Consider the following 17,149-nt stretch of genomic DNA (forward strand, 5'->3'; position numbering starts at 1 on the left):
TAAACGTACATGAAAATCACCGAACATATAAGCAAAGCCGCAGGCAAGACTTTATTTTCTTTTGAACTACTTCCACCCATCAAAGGGAAAAGCATCAACGACATTTACAATGCAATTGACCCTTTGATGGAGTTTAACCCACCCTTCATTGATGTAACGTACCATCGGGAGGATTATATCTACAAGCAGCACGACAGCGGACTGCTGGAGAAGCTAACCTACCGCAAGCGTCCGGGAACGGTGGCGATCTGTGCGGCGATTATGAACCGCTATAAAGTTGACGCTGTACCCCACCTGATCTGCGGTGGTTTCACCAAAGAGGAAACTGAAAATGCTTTGATTGATCTTCAGTTTCTTGGTATTGACAATGTGCTCGTACTACGAGGCGATGCGCGCCACGCAGATGCACACTTCGTGCCCACCCCGGGAGGACACGCTTATGCTACAGAGCTATTGAATCAGGTGATCGAAATGAACCACGGGAAGTATCTCTACGAAGATCACTCGGCTTTTAAGACGGAGTTCTGTGTAGGTGTTGCCGGCTATCCGGAGAAACACTTCGAAGCGCCAAATATGAAGACTGACTTCAAATACCTGAAGCAAAAAGTAGATATGGGTGCAGAATTCATCGTTACACAGATGTTCTTCGACAACAAGAAGTATGTAGAGTTTGTAAAGTGCTGTCGCGAAAACGGCATTAACGTACCCATTATCCCTGGACTGAAGCCAATTACCTCATCGAAGCAGCTGATCAGTTTACCGAAAATCTTCCATATCGACCTGCCGGAAGATCTAAGCGAAGCCATATCAGATTGCAAGAATGAAGCGTCGGTAAAAGAACTTGGCGTGGAGTGGATGATCGCACAATGCAAAGAACTGATGGAGCTCGGCGTACCCGTGCTGCATTTCTACACCATGAGTAATCCGGAGCCCACCAGAAAGATTGCACAAGCCATATTTTAAGCTTTTGGCATATTAAGCAGATATTCCTTGAACAGCGGGAAGTCGACGGTCATGGCCGTAGCTTGCCGCTGTTTGTTTTTCAAACCTTTCACCGCTTCTGGCACTACGATCTTGGAAGCAACTTCCTGTGGTAATGCATCCGGGAACTTGCAGGGATGTGCTGTAGATAAGAAGACACCTACCGCCTCAGATCCAGGATGTGCAGCCTGGTAGGCCTGCGTTGCCAGCCATGCAATCGCCGTATGCGGACAAGCGATATAGCCATGCTGCTCCCAAAGCTTTTTAATCGCTGAAATCGTTTCTTCATCTGTAAAGCGATACCCGTTAAGAACAGCTTTCAGCGCATTCAAATCACCTTTAAACAACTCCATAATGCGCACCCAATTGCTTGGCGCACCGACATCCATGGCGTTGGCGTAGGTCTGCACAGAAGGTCGTGTTTCATACACGCCAGTTTCCAAAAAGCGCGGCACGGTATCATTGATGTTCGTTGCGGCGATAAACTGCGTTACGGGAAGGCCCATGCGCTGCGCCAGCAGGCCCGCGGCGATGTTCCCGAAATTACCACTGGGCACGGCAACCACCATCTTCTCCACGCCTTGCCTGCGCAGCTGAGCATAGGCATTGAAGTAATAGAACGTCTGTGGAATGAGCCTGGCGATGTTGATCGAATTCGCAGAGGTCAGGCGCAAACGCGCATTTAATTCTGCATCCGCGAAAGCTTCCTTCACCAGCCGCTGACAATCATCAAAGGTGCCATCAATCTCCAGCACATGAATGTTTTGTCCGTTGGTACAAAGCTGGAGCTCCTGGATCTCACTCACCTTACCCTTGGGAAAAAGAATGGTTACCCGTGTGTTTGGTACGCCCAGAAAGCCCAGCGCCACCGCACCGCCGGTATCCCCGGAAGTGGCTACAAGTACATCGAGCATCTGCTCCCCTTCCTCCAGGAAGTACGACATCACCCGGCTCATGAAGCGTGCGCCGAAATCTTTGAAAGCAAGGGAGGGTCCGTGAAACAACTCCAGCACCTGCGTGTGACTGTCCAGCCGCTGTAGCGGCGCCTCAAAAGATAGGGCATCTGTTATGATGGACTTCAATGCAGTAGCAGGCATGGAATCACCAATGAGGGCCGAAGCCACTTCAAAGGCGATATCCTGCAGGCTATACTGATCAATACGGTCAAGGAATGCCGCATCCAGTTGGGGAATGTCAACAGGCATGTACAAGCCCTTGTCCAGGGGCATACTGTTGAAAACAGCAGTTTTAAAGTCGACCAGCTGGTCCTGATTATTGGTACTATATAGTTTCATGTTTGAGGTGGATTAGGAGATGACTTGCGGTCCTGCGTCGTTCACTTTGGAAACGAAGGACAGACTTTTTATACCACTGGATTTTAATTGCGATTGCAAGACGGCGGTAACACTTTCCGCAGTTTCCAAACTTTTACACAGCGCAAAAACAGAGGGGCCGGAGCCAGAGATGCCAAAGCTTATTGCCCCATTTGCCAGGGCCAGTTCGCGCATGCGGTAGAAGTCAGGGATTAATATCGATCGGATCGGCTCGATCAGCACATCCTGCATGCTCCTGCCAATCAGGTCGTAATCTTTCAGGAATAACCCGGAAACCAGTCCGGCGACATTCCCCATCTGCGTTACCGCATCTTTCAGCAGCACTTTGCTGCGTATCATCTCCCGCGCGTCCTTGGTTGGCACGTCTACCTCCGGGTAAACCACCGCGGCATACAGTTCTTCCGGAAAAGGGAGCCGCAGGATATCCAGCGGTTCATAACTTCTGATCAGTACAAAGCCGCCAAGCAGCGCTGGTGCCACATTATCCGCATGGCCGTATCCACAGGCCAGTTCCTCCCCCTTCATCGCAAAAGGGATCAGGTCGTGATTGCTCAACAAGCCATCCATCAGGGTATTGATGGCGAATAAGCCAGCTACCGTACTGGCAGAGCTGGAGCCCAAACCGCTACCAATAGGCATCTTCTTGTGGAGTTCAATTTCAAGCCCCAGGTCGGGCTGTCCTATGTGATTCAGGTAGTGCTGCACGCTGGCACTCACGGTATTCTTTTGGGGATCCAGAGGCAGTCGCCCTTCATCACCGGATATCTTTGTGATTCGTATGCCTGGCGCGGCAACCTTCCTCATGATCACCTCATCACCTGGCGCGTTGATCGCGAAACCCAGGACATCAAAACCGCAGACCACATTTGCCACGGTCGCGGGCGCAAAAACCTTTACCGACGCACTCATCTTTTGCCAATGTTTATGATGTCCGCAAATACACCCGCAGCAGTGACCTCTGCACCTGCACCAGGGCCTTTAACCACCATCGGGCGTTGTGCATAACGGTTGGTGGTGAAAGAGATGATGTTATCACTGCCCGACATCATGTAGAAAGGATGACTTTCATCAACGGTCTGCAGGGTAATTTCCACCTTGCCGTTTTCCAGCTTGCCGATATAGCGCAGCACCTTCCCTTCCGCTTCCGCCTGATTTTTTAACTGCTCAAAGTAGCTGGCATTGTTTTCAAGTTCAGTATAGAATTCTGCGACTGACGTAGCTGCCATACAAGAAGCCGGAAGCATGTTTTCAATGCTCACATCAGCTGCTTCCATCTGGTAGCCGGCATCACGTGCCAGGATCAGCATCTTACGCATAAAGTCCTTTCCATTCAAGTCATCACGTGGATCGGGCTCTGTAAAACCCTTTTCCTGTGCTTCCCGTACCACGTCATGGAACTTCCGGTCGCCCTTGAAGTTGTTAAAAATATAAGAGATCGTACCAGAAAGTATAGCCTCAATCCTGCTGATCTCATCCCCGCTAAGCATCAGGTCCCGCAGGGTTCTGATGATCGGCAGTCCGGCACCGACATTGGTCTCATAGTAGAAATCCACCCCAAAGGTCCTTGCAGCCTTTTTAAAAGCCAGGTACTGGCTGTAATCACCGGAATTTCCGATCTTATTGCAGGTCACCACAGAGATACTGGATTTCAGCACCTGCTCATAAAAGGCTACGGGTTCTTCACTGGCGGTATTGTCCACGAACACGCAGTTCGGCAGGTTCATCGCGCGCATGCGCTTGACAAAAAGTGGCAGATCAGCCTTCTCGGAATATTCTTCCAGTGTAGACTCCCATGCGGAAAGGTCCAGCCCTTCCATGCTCAGGTGCATCTTGCGGCTGTTGCTGATGCCCATCACCTTTACCTCCAGGTCATTATGTTGTGCCAGATAAGGCATCTGGCTGTAAAGCTGGCTGAACAATGTTTTACCAATATTTCCGGTACCCAGGCAGAACACGTGCAAGGTCTTTTTAAGCTGTGAAAAGAAAGCATCATGCACCGCATTTACCGCTTTTGAAAGATCATCCTTTGCCAGGATCACGGAGATGTTGTACTCCGAAGAGCCCTGTGCAATGGCGCGCACATTTACCCCGTTGCGGCCTAGCGCATTGAATAACCTTGCACTCATGCCAGGCGTGTGGCGCATGTTTTCGCCTACAATAGCAATCACCGAAAGGTTACTCTCCAGACTCGGGTACTCCAGCTTATTGGTTTGCAGCTCCAGCTCAAATTCCTTGTTGATCATCTTGAGTGCCTTCAAAGCATCCTCTGGTTTCACCGCAAAAGTAATGCTGTGCTCAGAGGAAGATTGGGTGATCAGGATCACGTTGATCTGCTCGCGCGAAAGCAATGAAAACAGCCTGCCGCTAAAACCTGATTTGCCCACCATACCGCTGCCTGATAAGTTTAGTATAGTCACATCGTTGATGGATGAAATCCCTTTGATCGGCAGATCCGAAGGTTGTGTAATAGGCCGTATATAGGTACCCTCAAATTCGGGGTTGAAAGTGTTTTTGATGACAATGGGGATCTTTTTCAGGAATGCCGGCGTCATGGTTGGCGGGTAAACCACTTTGGCACCGAAATACGAAAGCTCCATGGCTTCCGTGTAACTCAACTCCTTCAGCGAGAAAGCTTTTTCTACGATCCGCGGATCGGCAGTAAGCATGCCATTTACATCGGTCCAGATCTGGATCTCTTCCGCAGCAAGCGATGAACCCCAGATGGAAGCTGTATAGTCACTTCCGCCACGGCCTAGGGTGGTTATACGGCCGTCTTCAGTGCTGGATATGAAACCAGTCACGAACAATAAACAAGCTTTATGACTGCGGTAGAAATCCTGGATCAGCAGTTCCGTAAGCCCGGTATTCACCCTGGCGTTCCCAAACGCTGCATCTGTTTTTATGTATTCCGAACCATCTACTGCCAGCACATCTCTGAAGTACTGCTTGGCAATATGCGAGATCGTAAAAGTGGAGCAGCGTTCCCCAAAGCTGAGGATAAGATCACGGGTTTGGGGACTCAGCTCTTTCAGCACCGCTACCGATTGCAGAATATCCTCCAGTTGGTTGAAGTAAATGGTCAGCTTACTAAACACCGGATTCTGTGCAGTCACTGGCAGTAGCGCTCGAACCATATCAAAATGGCGGTTCTCAATGCTTTTCAGGTCGGCCGTATAATCCTGTTCCTGCCTGGCTTTCTCCGCAATGTCAATGAGCTGGTTGGTTACTCCACTGAATGCGGAGAGTACCACAACGGGCCGCTCCGGATCCTTTTCCTGTTCGAGAATGTGCAGTAGTGCCCGAATGCTGTCTACTGTACCTACTGATGTACCTCCAAATTTTAAAATCTTCATGTTCGTTTTTTAGGTTAAAAAAAAGCGCCTTCCCGTTTTAGAGGAAGGCGCTTTCTATGTTGTTTATCAATTTAATGAACACATTAGATTACCACCCTCCGGTTAGTCCCGGTGGTTGTAATAATAATGCTGGTAATGGTTCTTAAGTTGTTCATTGTATTTTGTACACGATGTCGTCTGACATAAAGTAAAGTGATATTTTTTACATTAGCAAATGAAATTCAATTAATTATAAACTGAATTAGCGCAGCAGCGTTTAAATCTGAGCAAAAAGGCATGCTTTTCTTACCTTTACTTTATATATGCAAGGATTAGTTATCAAATCAACAGGAAGCTGGTACCAGGTACATGCAGAGGACGGCGAGATTTACGATTGCCGGATCAAAGGCAAGTTCCGGATCAAGGGCATACAAACCACCAATCCTATAGCTGTAGGCGATCAGGTGAACTTCGAACTCGAGCCGAACTCGGGTAATGGCGTTATTGATAAACTTCATGACCGCAAGAATTACATCATTAGAAAATCCATCAACTTGTCCAAACAGGCGCAGATCATCGCTGCCAATATGGATCAGGCTTTTCTGGTGGTTACACTCGCATCCCCCCGAACTTCACTAGGCTTTATCGACCGCTTTCTGGCAACAGCCGAAGCTTACGGTATCCCTGCCGTGCTAATCTTTAATAAGCTCGATCTGTTTAATGATGCAGGTTTGGAAATACTGGAAGACTATAAAGCCATCTATGAGAACATTGGTTATCCATGTTATACCGTTTCTGCACTGGAGGGCACAAACATCCATATCATTGAAGATTTGCTGAAAGATAAGACAACCCTATTTTCCGGCCATTCCGGTGTAGGTAAGTCGAGCCTGATCAATGCACTGATGCCGGATCTGGACATTAAAACCGGGGAGGTATCTGAAGCAAGCGATAAAGGTCAACACACCACTACTTTCGCGGAGATGCATGAACTGCCTTTCGGAGGCTATCTGATCGATACCCCAGGTATCCGGGAGTTGGGCATATTCGATATCCGGCCAGAAGAATTGGGCCACTACTTCGTAGAGATGCGTGCGCTGCTAAACCAGTGCAAGTTCCATAATTGCCGGCATGTAAATGAACCCGGCTGTGCGGTGATCAAAGCGGTAGAAGAAGGCGAAATTGAACTAAGCAGGTACGAGAGTTACCTGAGCATTTATCACGGAAACGAAACCAGGGCTTAACCATGCGGGCAGTTATACAAAGGGTTACGGAGGCGAGCTGCACCGTAGAAGGACAAGTTACAGGTGCCATAGCACAAGGCTTTCTGGTACTGCTGGGTGTTGAAGATGCCGATGAGCAGGAAGATCTGGAATGGCTGGCACAGAAAATTGCCGGCATGAGGATCTTTAGTGATGAGAATGGACTGATGAACAAATCCCTGGCAGATGTAGATGGCAACATTTTACTGATTAGCCAGTTTACGCTGTTTGCTGCGACCAAGAAGGGAAACCGTCCTGGTTTTACACGCGCTGCCCGGCCGGATAAAGCCATTCCCATGTATGAAAGCATGATCAGGAAACTGTCTTCCTTGATTAACAAAGAAGTACAAACCGGCGTGTTTGGTGCTGACATGAAGATCAGGCTGCTGAACGATGGCCCGGTAACCATCACGATAGATACTAAAAACAAAGAATAACATGACCATTAAAGAAGCGCAAGAAGCCGTTGACCAGTGGATCAACAAAACCGGTGTACGTTATTTCAACGAACTGACCAACACCGCCATTTTAATGGAAGAAGTTGGTGAAGTGGCCAGGATCATGTCCAGGAAATATGGTGAGCAGTCTTTTAAGAAAAGCGATGAAGCGGTAGACCTGGGTGGAGAAATGGCGGACGTACTGTTTGTGCTGATTTGCTTGGCCAATCAGACCGGAATCGATCTTACGGAAGCGCTGGAGCAGAACATGCAAAAGAAAAGCATCCGTGATGCCGACAGGCACCATAATAATCCGAAGCTAAAGTAAGAGAAGCATTAAATATTATGGGGGTAACTATTTATCGTCATAGTGCCCTCTTGCCGAAACGACATCTACTGTAATGATTTCGTCATTGACTGAATAAACAAGACGATGTTTGTCGGTGATCTTTCTGGAGTAAAACCCTTCTAAATTATATTTTTTCAATGGGGCTTACCTCTGCCAGTTTTAGGATGCACTGCAAGTTCCTCAATTAGCAGGCGAGCTTTGTTGTACGCCTGTGGATCTGATTTCTTCAATGCCTTAAGATCATCTTGTGCCTTTTGAGAAATAACAATGGTGTACATTGATTATAAGCCCTCAAAAAAGCTTTCCAAGTCTTCTTTGCTTTTTAGAACCACGCTTTTACCTTCTTTAATTTCTTGCTGAGACTTTTTTATTCTTTCAATCATTTCAGAAGTAAAGTATAAATCATCTGGTGAAACCGGGGTAAGCACGTAGGCTTGTTTACTTCCACGTCGGATAACAATCTTCTTCCCCGTGTCAGCCATGTCAAAAAAATCCTTTTGACGCTCACGAAATTGTCTACTAGTCGTTTCTACTATTCCTTTCATTGTGTACCAAGGTTGGTACACAAATAACAATAAAAAACTCCGACTTTGAAGATGATTCACCAAACTACTGACTTCTTTCGATGCTAATCCTGGAAGAATGGTAAAAAAAAAGCGCCTGATCATCATCGATCAGGCGCTTTCCTTTATATTTCTACAGCAAACTTTTACAAAGTCAACGCTGCTTTGATCTTTTGTGCAGCTTCCTCCAGCTCTTCCTGTGTAGGATTAAGCTTCGGCTTGCTAAAGTTCATATCACTTACATAATTCATTGGAATCAGGTGAATATGCGTATGTGGCACTTCCAGGCCAATTACCGCCATACCAACCTTGATACAAGGAAATGCCTTTTTGATACCGCCAGCTACAATCTTTGCAAACAAGGTTAAGCCGAAATAGCTTTCCTCGTCCATATCAAAAATGTAATCTATTTCTTTCTTCGGAATCACCAGCACATGCCCCATCGTTAAAGGGTTGATGTCCAGGAATGCCAGGAATTCTGTCGTTTCTGCAACAACATGTGCGGGAATTTCGCCGTCTACAATTTTTGAAAAGATGGTTGCCATATGTCTTTGTTTACCTGCTGATTTCTAATATTTCAAACTCCATTTTACCTGCAGGAACCTGAATTTCTGCCTTATCGCCTACAGATTTACCAAGCAGTCCCTGTGCGATAGGTGATTTCACGGAGATCTTTCCGGTCTTTAGATCCGCTTCGGTTTCCGCTACCAACTGATAGGTCATGGTTGCGCCGTTTTTTACATTCTTAATCTTTACGATAGATAATGCAAGCACCTTTGAAGTGTCCAGTTTGGACTCATCAATCAGACGTGCATTGGCAAGCGTGCCCTCGAGCTTTGCAATTTTTGCTTCATGCAAGCCTTGCGCTTCTTTGGCTGCGTCGTATTCCGCATTCTCGGAAAGGTCACCTTTATCTCGTGCTTCAGCTATTTGCTTAGATATCATCTGCCTCCCCTTCGTCTTCATATACTGTAATTCCTGCTTTAGTTTATCTAAACCATCTTGGGTATAATAAGTAACCTCTGTCATAGCTCAATTTATTTTATGATTCCTATAAAAAACAAACAAGACTACATCGGCTCTTCGCCTACATAGTCTTGCTTCAATGAAAACGAAGATAACAGCCTGTATTTACAAATGCAAATCTTTTTAGTGAAGCGCCGGCAAACAAGGGAAGTGCAAGTCCAGGTTAACATGCCCTAAAATATACCCTGAAAAGCAATGCGCAATCCAACAACCGGCCTTAAAACATTACTCATATGTATAAACCCAAACCTATTGAGCCACCTACACCACTATCGCCAGTTTCCAGACTCCCCAAGTGGATTAAAGGACCTGCATTTACATAGACTTCGTGTTTGGGATAGTATCGCCCATTCAGCGAGAAATAAGCGCCATGCGGAATTTCGAGTCCAATTGCCGGCACAATTGAAACGGAGGAGGCCACCTTAATTTCGCCATAGAAAATGCCCCCATAACCCTGCCCTTCGTTCGAGGTATTAAATCCGACGCCAAGGCCCAGCCCACTTCTGGGTTGAGCGTGTAACCTGTCAAATTTTATAATCAGCATCGCGCTAAAGAGGAAGAGCGTTAGAAGTTTTTTCATTGCACCAAAGTAAATTGTAAATCTACATAAAACCGGTTGTCTACAAACAAGGATAAACACCAGTTGCAAAACACATCAGATCCAGATCAAACACACTTTCGCAATGTGGTTCATGTGCGGTTCATCTGGGTTTGATCTGCGTTTCATGTGCCTTTGATCCGAAGCCAGGCTGAAAGCGCTGCTATTCTGATATTTTAATATTTTATGTAAGTTAGCTTCCTTACATTTTTATACACCAACCAGAATTTCGATGCAATTAAAAAGTATCTCTCTTATAGCTTTGTGTTTACTGGGACTTACAGACCTGAAGGCGCAGGAGCTTTATATGCCAAGGAACATTAAGAATGCTTACCAGGCCGGCACCAGAGCAATGGATGGCCGTCCGGCTAAAGGCTATTGGCAAAATCGTGGTAAATACGACATGACCATCAAAGTGACCCCGCAGACACGCATGGTTGATGGGCAAGAAACCATTGTATACAGCAACAACAGTAAAGACACGCTGAAACGGGTGATGATCCGCTTCGTAAATAACGTTCATAAAACCGAGGCACCGCGGGCAAGTTATGCCGGCAAGGACTTCCTAACCTCTGGATTGGTGATCAACTACTTTGCAGTAGATGGAGAGGCAATTAAGATCGATGGTAAAAACTGGGGTACCGTTGCCAGCGTGCCCTTGAAAAAGCCATTACTCCCCGGCCAATCTGCCACCTTCGCCATTGGCTGGAGCTATCCTTTATCGAAGGAAAGCGGTCGCGAAGGTCAGATCGATAGCACCACCTTCTTCGTGGCTTATGCCTACCCACGTATTTCCGTTTACGATGATGCCGATGGCTGGGATTGGTTGCCGCACCTTGGCCGAAACGAATTCTACAACGACTTCAACGACTATAAATTCGCAGTGAAAGTACCCAAGAACTATGTGGTATGGGGTACCGGCGATCTGCTGAACCCCAATGAAGTGCTGCAACCCGCATACGCGGCCAAGCTTACCCGTTCTTATGCCTCTAATGAGATCACGAACATCGCATCTGCGGAAGAAATGAAAAAGGGGCAGGTCACCAAACAGCAGGAATGGAACACCTGGAAGTTTGCGGTAAACAACATTACCGATGTGACTTTCGGCTTGAGTAATCATTATGTTTGGGATGCCGGGAGTGTAATTGTAGATAAGAAAACTGCAAGAAGAGCCAGTGTACAGGCTGCCTATGATGCTAAAGCGAAAGACTTCCCACATGCGGCGAAGTGGACACAGCAGGCACTTGATTTCTTCTCCAACAAGATGCCAGCGGTACCTTATCCATATTCGAAGATGACCGCCTTTCAGGGTTATGCAGATATGGAGTTCCCGATGATGGTGAACGACACTTCCACACCGGATCTGCAATTCTCCCAGTTTGTGCTGAACCATGAGGTAGCGCATACCTACTTCCCTTTTTACATGGGCACCAACGAGACCAATTATCCGTTTATGGATGAAGGCTGGGTAACCACGATGGAATATTTCATTAATACCCACCAATTTGGCAAAGCTGCGGCCGACAGCCTGTATAAAGCGTTTCGGGTAAAACGCTGGATCCTGGATCCTTCGGCAGAGCAGGATCAGCCGATCATCTCACTGGGTACACAGGTTTCCGGTTCAGGTTACGGCAATAATGCTTATGTAAAACCGTCCCTGGCCTACCTTGGATTACGGGACCTGCTTGGTGAAGCGCAATTCATGAAAGCGCTACATGAGTATATGGCACGATGGAATGGTAAACACCCATTGCCATGGGATTTCTTCAACAGCTTCAATGATGCTTTAAAGCAGGATCTGAACTGGTATTGGAACAACTGGTTTTTCAGCAACAACTATATAGACCTTGCCATTGATAAGGTATCGATCAAAGGCAACAGTTATAACATCAACCTGAAGAATGTTGGTGGCTTTGCTGTGCCCTTTGATGTGATCTTACGCTTTGAAGATGGCAAACAAACCGTGGTTCATAAAACACCGGCCATCTGGAAGGAAAATATGAAAGCGGCAAGCTTTAGCGTAAACGGCGCAGCAAACTTGAGATCCATCAGCATTGAAGGAGGCTTGTTTATGGATGCTACCCCTGCAGATAATACCTGGGAAAAATAGGAACAAAATACTGTGTTGTATACACAGTTTCATGCATATTTATATTGCAGTGTGGCTGACCTATGCCAGGTGGCATAATTTGTGCACTTAGCGGAGCAGACGGCTGACATCACTTGAAATTACTAGATCGTTCCAATTTTTAAAAAATTTATGAAATATAGCCATATCGGATTCTCAAGTCCTGTATCAACCCTTCAGCTTGCTGAGCACCTTGATTTAACAGGTGGTGAACCAGATGGAACAGAAGGTGCAACTGCTCCAAATTTGTTGATTATTGAGTTACTCAAACTGGGATATAAGATCACCGTTTTCTCCTTATCTAGGGATATAACCCAAGAAGTAACGGTGAGGGGTAAAAACCTGACGATACACTACTTCCCTAAACGTTTACGTGCCAGGCACTATACTTCTGACTTTTACAGTAAAGAACGGAGGTATTTGAAGGAAAAAATGCAGGCAGTAAAGCCTGATTTAATACATGCACATTGGCAATATGAGTATGCCTGGGCTGCAATTGACAGTGGAATAAGGACAATCGTTACCTGCCGCGACAGTCCCGTTAAAGTTCTATTCTACTACAAAAACTTACTCCGCTTTTTGAGATTGATCATAGCTTACATTGTCTTGAAGAAAGCGAAGACGGTTACTGCCACCTCAAAATACCTGGCAGATGAACTCAAGAAATTTGGAGTGGGCGTGCCAATTCACGTAATTCCAAACTTCGAGCCCGACTGGATTTTTGAAACTGAAATAATACGCAACAAAGATCTTAAAAATCCAAAGATCATTATGATCAATAATGGATTTGACGATAGAAAGAATGTTACAACGGGCATCCGTGCTTTTCAAATTTTCAGACAGACCTATCCTAGTGCTGAATTGCATTTATTTGGACATGGTTACAAAGAAGGCGAAATTGCACAGGCCTGGGCGGATGAAAAGGGCATGTCCGAAAATGTGAGGTTCATGGGTTATCGAAACTTCACCGATCTCATGATGGAACTAAGAGAATACACCATGCTTGTGCACCCCTCTAAAGAAGAAACATTTGGAAACATTTTAACAGAAAGCATGGGACTTGGTGTCCCTGTAGTAGGGGGCGAATCTAGTGGTGCTGTACCCTGGGTGATTGGGGAGAATCAGGAAGGTGGGGTTTTGGTTAACATCAACGATGCAAACGACCTTGCCGCAGGTATGCTAAAGTTGATTTCAGATCCAGCGCAATATGAAGTCTATTGTGAAAAAGCTCGTATTCAGTCAAGGGACAACTTCTCTGTAAGTAAAGTTGTCGGTGCCTATATTAAACTATATCAAGACGTCTAGGCCTGAGATAAGGCCTATCGATTCTAGCTGATCGGGAGTGCTGCAAGCTTATCAGCCAGCACTCCCGATATCTTCCGATAAGATTCGAAGGTCCAGCCCGCCACATGTGGCGTCAACAATACTTTACCGGAATTCACCAGTTCCTGATACCAGGCCTGTTCGGCCAGCTTAGGGAATTTCTCCACTTCTAATACATCCAGTCCTGCCCCCATGATCTTACCGCTTTGAATGGCGTTCAAAACCGCCTTGGTATTGGTCACTTCTCCCCTTGCGGTGCTGATGAAGAAAATAGGTTTTTTGAAGTGGAAGAAGTACTCATCATCCACCATCTGCCGTGTTTCTGCAGTTAGAGGAATGTGTAAACTTAAAACATCGCTGTGTTTAACGATCTCTTCCATGCTTACCTCAGTAGCGTATGCATCGGAGAAACCGGTTTTATATTTATCATAGGCAATCACCTTTACGCCGAAGCCTGAGAGCTTTCTGGCGAAGCTGCTGCCCATAAAGCCGTAGCCAATGATGCCGACGGTTTTACCTTTTAGCTCCCAGCCACGATTGCCTTCACGGTCCCAGATACCGGTACGCACCTGCATATCTGCTTGCCTGAAGTTATTGGCCAGGCTCAAGAGCATACCGATGGCATGCTCCCCTACCGCATCGCAGTTTCCTTCGGGCGCATTGATCAGACTGATGTTGCGTGCAGCGGCATAGGCCTCATCGATGTTATCCAGACCCGCTCCTGCTCTTGCCACGAACTTCAGATTTGGTGCTGCATCAAAAAGCTCCGCATCGATTCTAAACTTTGTACGCACGGCAATGCCGGTATAGTTTCCTATCGCATCCAGGGTTTCCTGGCGGGTAATGTTGGGAAGATCATCTACTTCGAAACCCAGAGCAGTTGCGCGTTCTTTGAACACTGGATGCAGATCGTCGACAATTAGAATCTTTCCTTTCATTATTTATTGGTTTAGCATGGTTAAATGTTGGGTGAGGCTGATGAAGTCGGCCACACTGAGTTGCTCTGCCCTTTTATCAAAAAAGGCATGATCATCCATTTTCTCTTTAGGGATGGTGCCAGAAAGCGCATTGCGTAAGGTTTTGCGGCGTTGGTTGAATCCTGCTTTTACAACCCTCCAGAAGAGCTTTTCGTCACATGGTAGTTCCGCGACATCATTGCGGCTCAGGCGGATCACGCCGGAGTTTACTTTGGGTGGCGGATTAAAGGTCCCCGGCTTCACCGTGAACAAGTAATCTATATTATAATATGCCTGGATCAGCACACTTAAAATGCCATACTCTTTGGTGCCGCTTTTCGAAGCACAACGTTCTGCCACTTCCTTTTGGAACATGCCGACCATCTCGACGACATTATCGCGGTGCTCCAGCACTTTGAAAAGAATCTGTGAAGAGATGTTATAAGGGAAGTTCCCGATGATGGCAAACTTTTCCGGGAAGATGGTGCGAAGGTCGAGTGCGAGGAAATCGCCCAGGATTAGACGTTCGCCAAGCTGCGGATATTTTTCTTCCAGGAACTGATAGGACTCGCGGTCGATGTCGATCAGGTAGGTTTCGAAGTTCTCCTTCTCCAGCAGAATATCGGACAGGATCCCCATTCCGGGACCAACTTCAAGCACCTTTTGATATTGATCTGTATGAATTAAGCCCTCAACAATCTTAGCGGCAATCTTTTTATCGGTTAAAAAATGTTGCCCTAAATGTTTCTTCGCCTTTACCAAACTCATATCTCCTGATTAAACCGCAAAATAACTAAAGTTTTGCCAGTATCATCGTAAGATTAAGCCAAATTCTGTAATTTGCGCTAAATTCTAAAGCATTACAATGAGTGAGAAAGTAAAAATAGGAATAAGCATAGGCGATATTAATGGTATTGGGTTGGAAGTGATTTTGAAGACACTTATAGAGCCTGGAATTCTGAACTACTGCACTCCAATTGTATATGGACACACTAAGGTAACCTCCTTCCACCGCAAGGCTTTACGCTTGGGCGACTTGACCTTCAACGTGATTCCAAACGCTGCGGCGGCAAATCCGAAGCGCGTGAACCTGATCAACTGCTGGGAAGAAGATGTGAAGATTGAACTTGGGCAGTCGACGCCAACAGGTGGAAAATATGCTTTACTATCCCTGGAGAAAGCAACGGAAGACCTGACCAATGGTGAAATCGACGCTTTGGTTACGGCACCGATCAACAAACATAACATCCAATCGGAAACCTTTAACTTTCCAGGGCATACCGAGTACCTGCAGCAAAAAAGCGGCAGCTCGGAAGTACTTATGTTTATGGTAAGTGAGAACCTACGTGTAGGTGTGGTTACGGGACACATTCCGGTAAGCGCAGTACCTTCGCAGGTCACTGCGGAAAAGATTATCCGCAAGCTGACCATGATGAACGACAGCTTAAAGAAGGATTTCTGGATTGAGAAACCAAAGATCGCTGTATTGGGATTGAACCCACATGCCGGCGATAATGGCTTATTGGGCAAAGAAGATCAGGAGATCATTGCACCGGCCATTCAGGCGGCCTTTGATAAAGGCGTGATCTGCTTTGGACCCTACCCTGCTGATGGTTTCTTCGGCAATGGCACTTACAAGCAGTTTGACGCCGTGCTGGGCATGTACCACGATCAGGGTTTAATACCATTTAAAACCATTGCCTTTGGAACCGGGGTGAATTTTACCGCAGGACTGAAGTTTGTGCGCACCTCGCCAGATCATGGCACCGGGTACGACATTGCCGGGAAAAATGTAGCCGATCCATCATCCTTTACAGAAGCGCTGTTCGCTGCGGTTCACATCGTAAAAAGCAGACGGGAGCAACAGGCCTTGTTCGATAACAGATTACGTCCGGGAGGCCGATTGATTGAGACCGCTGCGGACATTAAAGATGATGGGAACTAGGATCTTAAATTTTTCTAAATAGTTTGTTAATTAACAAACATTAGTTTTTATCTAACAAAATTATTCATACATTTGCGGGCTAAAATTTAAGTAAAATTGAAACCGCTAAAACAATTTTCAATCCCCTTCACAGGCTTAAAAATTGGCAAACATCAGTTTGAATTTGAAATTGATAACAGCTTTTTTGACGCTTTTGAGTACTCTTTAGTAAAGAAAGGGAACTTAAAGGTTGCGCTTGAAATGGATAAGCAGGAGACCATGCTGATTCTTCAGTTTCATATTTTTGGAACGATTGAATTGGATTGTGACAAGTGTTTATCGGAATTTGCTGCCCCAATAGACGTTAAGGAGCGCCAGATTGTAAAGTTTGCGGAGGACGAATTAGAGAGTGATGATCTGGAGATCATTATGCTGAATAGAAGTGAAAGCGAAATTGATGTTTCAACAATGATATATGAATTCATCACAGTTTCGGTTCCATATATAAAGATTTGTGAAGAGAACGGTACGGGAGTGCAGTGCGACCAGGAAATGATTGAACGGTTAAACAAGCTTTCGATAAGTAATCAAGCAGAAGAAGAGAAAACAGTTGACGACCCACGGTGGGAAGCCTTAAAAAAATTAAAATAATAATTAAATAAAATAAGCAATGGCACATCCAAAACGCAAGATCTCTAAAAGTAGAAGAGACAAAAGAAGAACCCACTATAAAGCAGTAGCGCCTTCTTTAGCTACTTGTCAAACTACTGGTGCGATACATGTACCTCACCATGCATACAACGTTGATGGTAACTTATACTACAACGGTAAATTGGTTATTGAAAACACCTCTATAGGGTAATTTTCTTAAAAAATAGTTTGTGTTTTAACAGGCTTTAAGTTTAACTTAGACCCTTTTAATTGGCGCAATAAAGC

General features: G+C 45.9%; 19 protein-coding genes. 9 read left to right on the forward strand and 10 right to left on the reverse strand.

The genetic code is table 11. From position 1 onward, the window contains the following. Window positions 1-9: 9 nt before the first annotated feature. Window positions 10-963 (forward strand): methylenetetrahydrofolate reductase [NAD(P)H], encoded by a 954-nt coding sequence (gene metF, locus AC5WJX_RS08570; RefSeq protein ID WP_494484186.1) that lies wholly within the window; start codon window positions 10-12, stop codon window positions 961-963. Here the strand turns inward: metF and thrC are convergent. From thrC to thrA, 3 genes are read right to left on the reverse strand one after another with little or no spacing between them, the layout of a single operon-like run. Continuing rightward, on the reverse strand, window positions 960-2,276 hold the full coding sequence (thrC, locus tag AC5WJX_RS08575; RefSeq protein ID WP_494484187.1) for a threonine synthase: 1,317 nt from the start codon (window positions 2,274-2,276) through the stop codon (window positions 960-962). The two genes, metF and thrC, sit on opposite strands and share 4 nt — an antisense overlap. Window positions 2,277-2,288: 12 nt before the next feature. Further along, the gene (locus AC5WJX_RS08580) at window positions 2,289-3,224 is read right to left on the reverse strand and encodes a homoserine kinase (protein WP_440431456.1); all 936 of its coding nucleotides are present in this window, start codon (window positions 3,222-3,224) and stop codon (window positions 2,289-2,291) included. Beyond that, window positions 3,221-5,668, reverse strand: a complete 2,448-nt coding sequence (gene thrA / locus AC5WJX_RS08585) for a bifunctional aspartate kinase/homoserine dehydrogenase I (protein WP_494484188.1) — start codon at window positions 5,666-5,668, stop codon at window positions 3,221-3,223. Before thrA ends, AC5WJX_RS08580 begins: the two co-directional genes overlap by 4 nt. Window positions 5,669-5,970: 302 nt before the next feature. Between thrA and rsgA the strand changes: the two genes are divergently transcribed. Genes rsgA through AC5WJX_RS08600 form a run of 3 tightly spaced genes read left to right on the forward strand, consistent with a single transcriptional unit; the run spans window position 5,971 to window position 7,674 of the window. Further along, on the forward strand, window positions 5,971-6,891 hold the full coding sequence (rsgA, locus tag AC5WJX_RS08590) for a ribosome small subunit-dependent GTPase A (RefSeq protein WP_440431452.1): 921 nt from the start codon (window positions 5,971-5,973) through the stop codon (window positions 6,889-6,891). A gap of 2 nt (window positions 6,892-6,893) precedes the next feature. Beyond that, window positions 6,894-7,346, forward strand: a complete 453-nt coding sequence (dtd, locus tag AC5WJX_RS08595) for a D-aminoacyl-tRNA deacylase (protein WP_494484189.1) — start codon at window positions 6,894-6,896, stop codon at window positions 7,344-7,346. Window position 7,347: 1 nt separating this feature from the next. Next, window positions 7,348-7,674, forward strand: coding sequence for a nucleotide pyrophosphohydrolase (locus AC5WJX_RS08600; RefSeq protein ID WP_440431448.1), 327 nt, complete (start codon window positions 7,348-7,350; stop codon window positions 7,672-7,674). Window positions 7,675-7,701: 27 nt separating this feature from the next. Here the strand turns inward: AC5WJX_RS08600 and AC5WJX_RS08605 are convergent, their stop codons facing one another. The 5 genes from AC5WJX_RS08605 to AC5WJX_RS08625 all read right to left on the reverse strand — a co-directional run bounded on the left by AC5WJX_RS08605 (window position 7,702) and on the right by AC5WJX_RS08625 (window position 9,864). Beyond that, entirely contained in the window at window positions 7,702-7,833 is a 132-nt protein-coding gene (locus AC5WJX_RS08605) for a type II toxin-antitoxin system YoeB family toxin (RefSeq protein WP_494484190.1), read from the reverse strand. Window positions 7,834-7,976: 143 nt separating this feature from the next. Further along, window positions 7,977-8,240: a hypothetical protein gene (locus tag AC5WJX_RS08610; RefSeq protein ID WP_494484191.1), complete on the reverse strand. Its 264-nt coding sequence runs from the start codon at window positions 8,238-8,240 to the stop codon at window positions 7,977-7,979. Window positions 8,241-8,404: 164 nt separating this feature from the next. Next, window positions 8,405-8,803, reverse strand: a complete 399-nt coding sequence (locus AC5WJX_RS08615) for an HIT family protein (protein ID WP_151154171.1) — start codon at window positions 8,801-8,803, stop codon at window positions 8,405-8,407. Window positions 8,804-8,813: 10 nt separating this feature from the next. Continuing rightward, window positions 8,814-9,287, reverse strand: a complete 474-nt coding sequence (gene greA, locus AC5WJX_RS08620; RefSeq protein ID WP_151154170.1) for a transcription elongation factor GreA — start codon at window positions 9,285-9,287, stop codon at window positions 8,814-8,816. A gap of 226 nt (window positions 9,288-9,513) precedes the next feature. After that, window positions 9,514-9,864 carry a hypothetical protein gene (locus tag AC5WJX_RS08625; protein ID WP_494484192.1) on the reverse strand — a complete coding sequence of 117 codons (351 nt, stop codon included), beginning with the start codon at window positions 9,862-9,864 and terminating at the stop codon, window positions 9,514-9,516. 250 nt (window positions 9,865-10,114) lie between these two features. Between AC5WJX_RS08625 and AC5WJX_RS08630 the strand changes: the two genes are divergently transcribed. Both AC5WJX_RS08630 and AC5WJX_RS08635 read left to right on the forward strand, forming a co-directional pair. Next, a complete protein-coding gene (locus tag AC5WJX_RS08630) occupies window positions 10,115-11,992 on the forward strand; it encodes a M1 family metallopeptidase (protein ID WP_494484193.1) in 1,878 nt (625 codons plus the stop codon). Window positions 11,993-12,142: 150 nt separating this feature from the next. Further along, the gene (locus AC5WJX_RS08635; protein WP_494484194.1) at window positions 12,143-13,315 is read left to right on the forward strand and encodes a glycosyltransferase family 4 protein; all 1,173 of its coding nucleotides are present in this window, start codon (window positions 12,143-12,145) and stop codon (window positions 13,313-13,315) included. Between the two features lie 23 nt (window positions 13,316-13,338). Here AC5WJX_RS08635 and AC5WJX_RS08640 read toward each other — a convergent pair whose 3' ends face one another. Both AC5WJX_RS08640 and rsmA read right to left on the reverse strand, forming a co-directional pair. Beyond that, a complete protein-coding gene (locus tag AC5WJX_RS08640; RefSeq protein ID WP_494484195.1) occupies window positions 13,339-14,271 on the reverse strand; it encodes a 2-hydroxyacid dehydrogenase in 933 nt (310 codons plus the stop codon). A gap of 3 nt (window positions 14,272-14,274) precedes the next feature. After that, window positions 14,275-15,057, reverse strand: coding sequence for a 16S rRNA (adenine(1518)-N(6)/adenine(1519)-N(6))-dimethyltransferase RsmA (rsmA, locus tag AC5WJX_RS08645; RefSeq protein ID WP_494484196.1), 783 nt, complete (start codon window positions 15,055-15,057; stop codon window positions 14,275-14,277). A gap of 97 nt (window positions 15,058-15,154) precedes the next feature. Here rsmA and pdxA point away from each other — a divergent pair, with 97 nt between their 5' ends. The 3 genes from pdxA (at window position 15,155) to rpmF (ending at window position 17,075) form a co-directional block, all read left to right on the forward strand. After that, a complete protein-coding gene (gene pdxA, locus AC5WJX_RS08650; RefSeq protein ID WP_440431438.1) occupies window positions 15,155-16,234 on the forward strand; it encodes a 4-hydroxythreonine-4-phosphate dehydrogenase PdxA in 1,080 nt (359 codons plus the stop codon). A 96-nt stretch (window positions 16,235-16,330) separates the two neighbouring features. Next, complete coding sequence (locus AC5WJX_RS08655; RefSeq protein ID WP_440431436.1) at window positions 16,331-16,864, forward strand: YceD family protein; 534 nt, start codon at window positions 16,331-16,333, stop codon at window positions 16,862-16,864. A 19-nt stretch (window positions 16,865-16,883) separates the two neighbouring features. Then, a complete protein-coding gene (rpmF, locus tag AC5WJX_RS08660) occupies window positions 16,884-17,075 on the forward strand; it encodes a 50S ribosomal protein L32 (RefSeq protein WP_073238280.1) in 192 nt (63 codons plus the stop codon). Window positions 17,076-17,149 lie beyond the last annotated feature (74 nt).

Source organism: Pedobacter sp. NEAU-ZC8 (assembly GCF_059278965.1).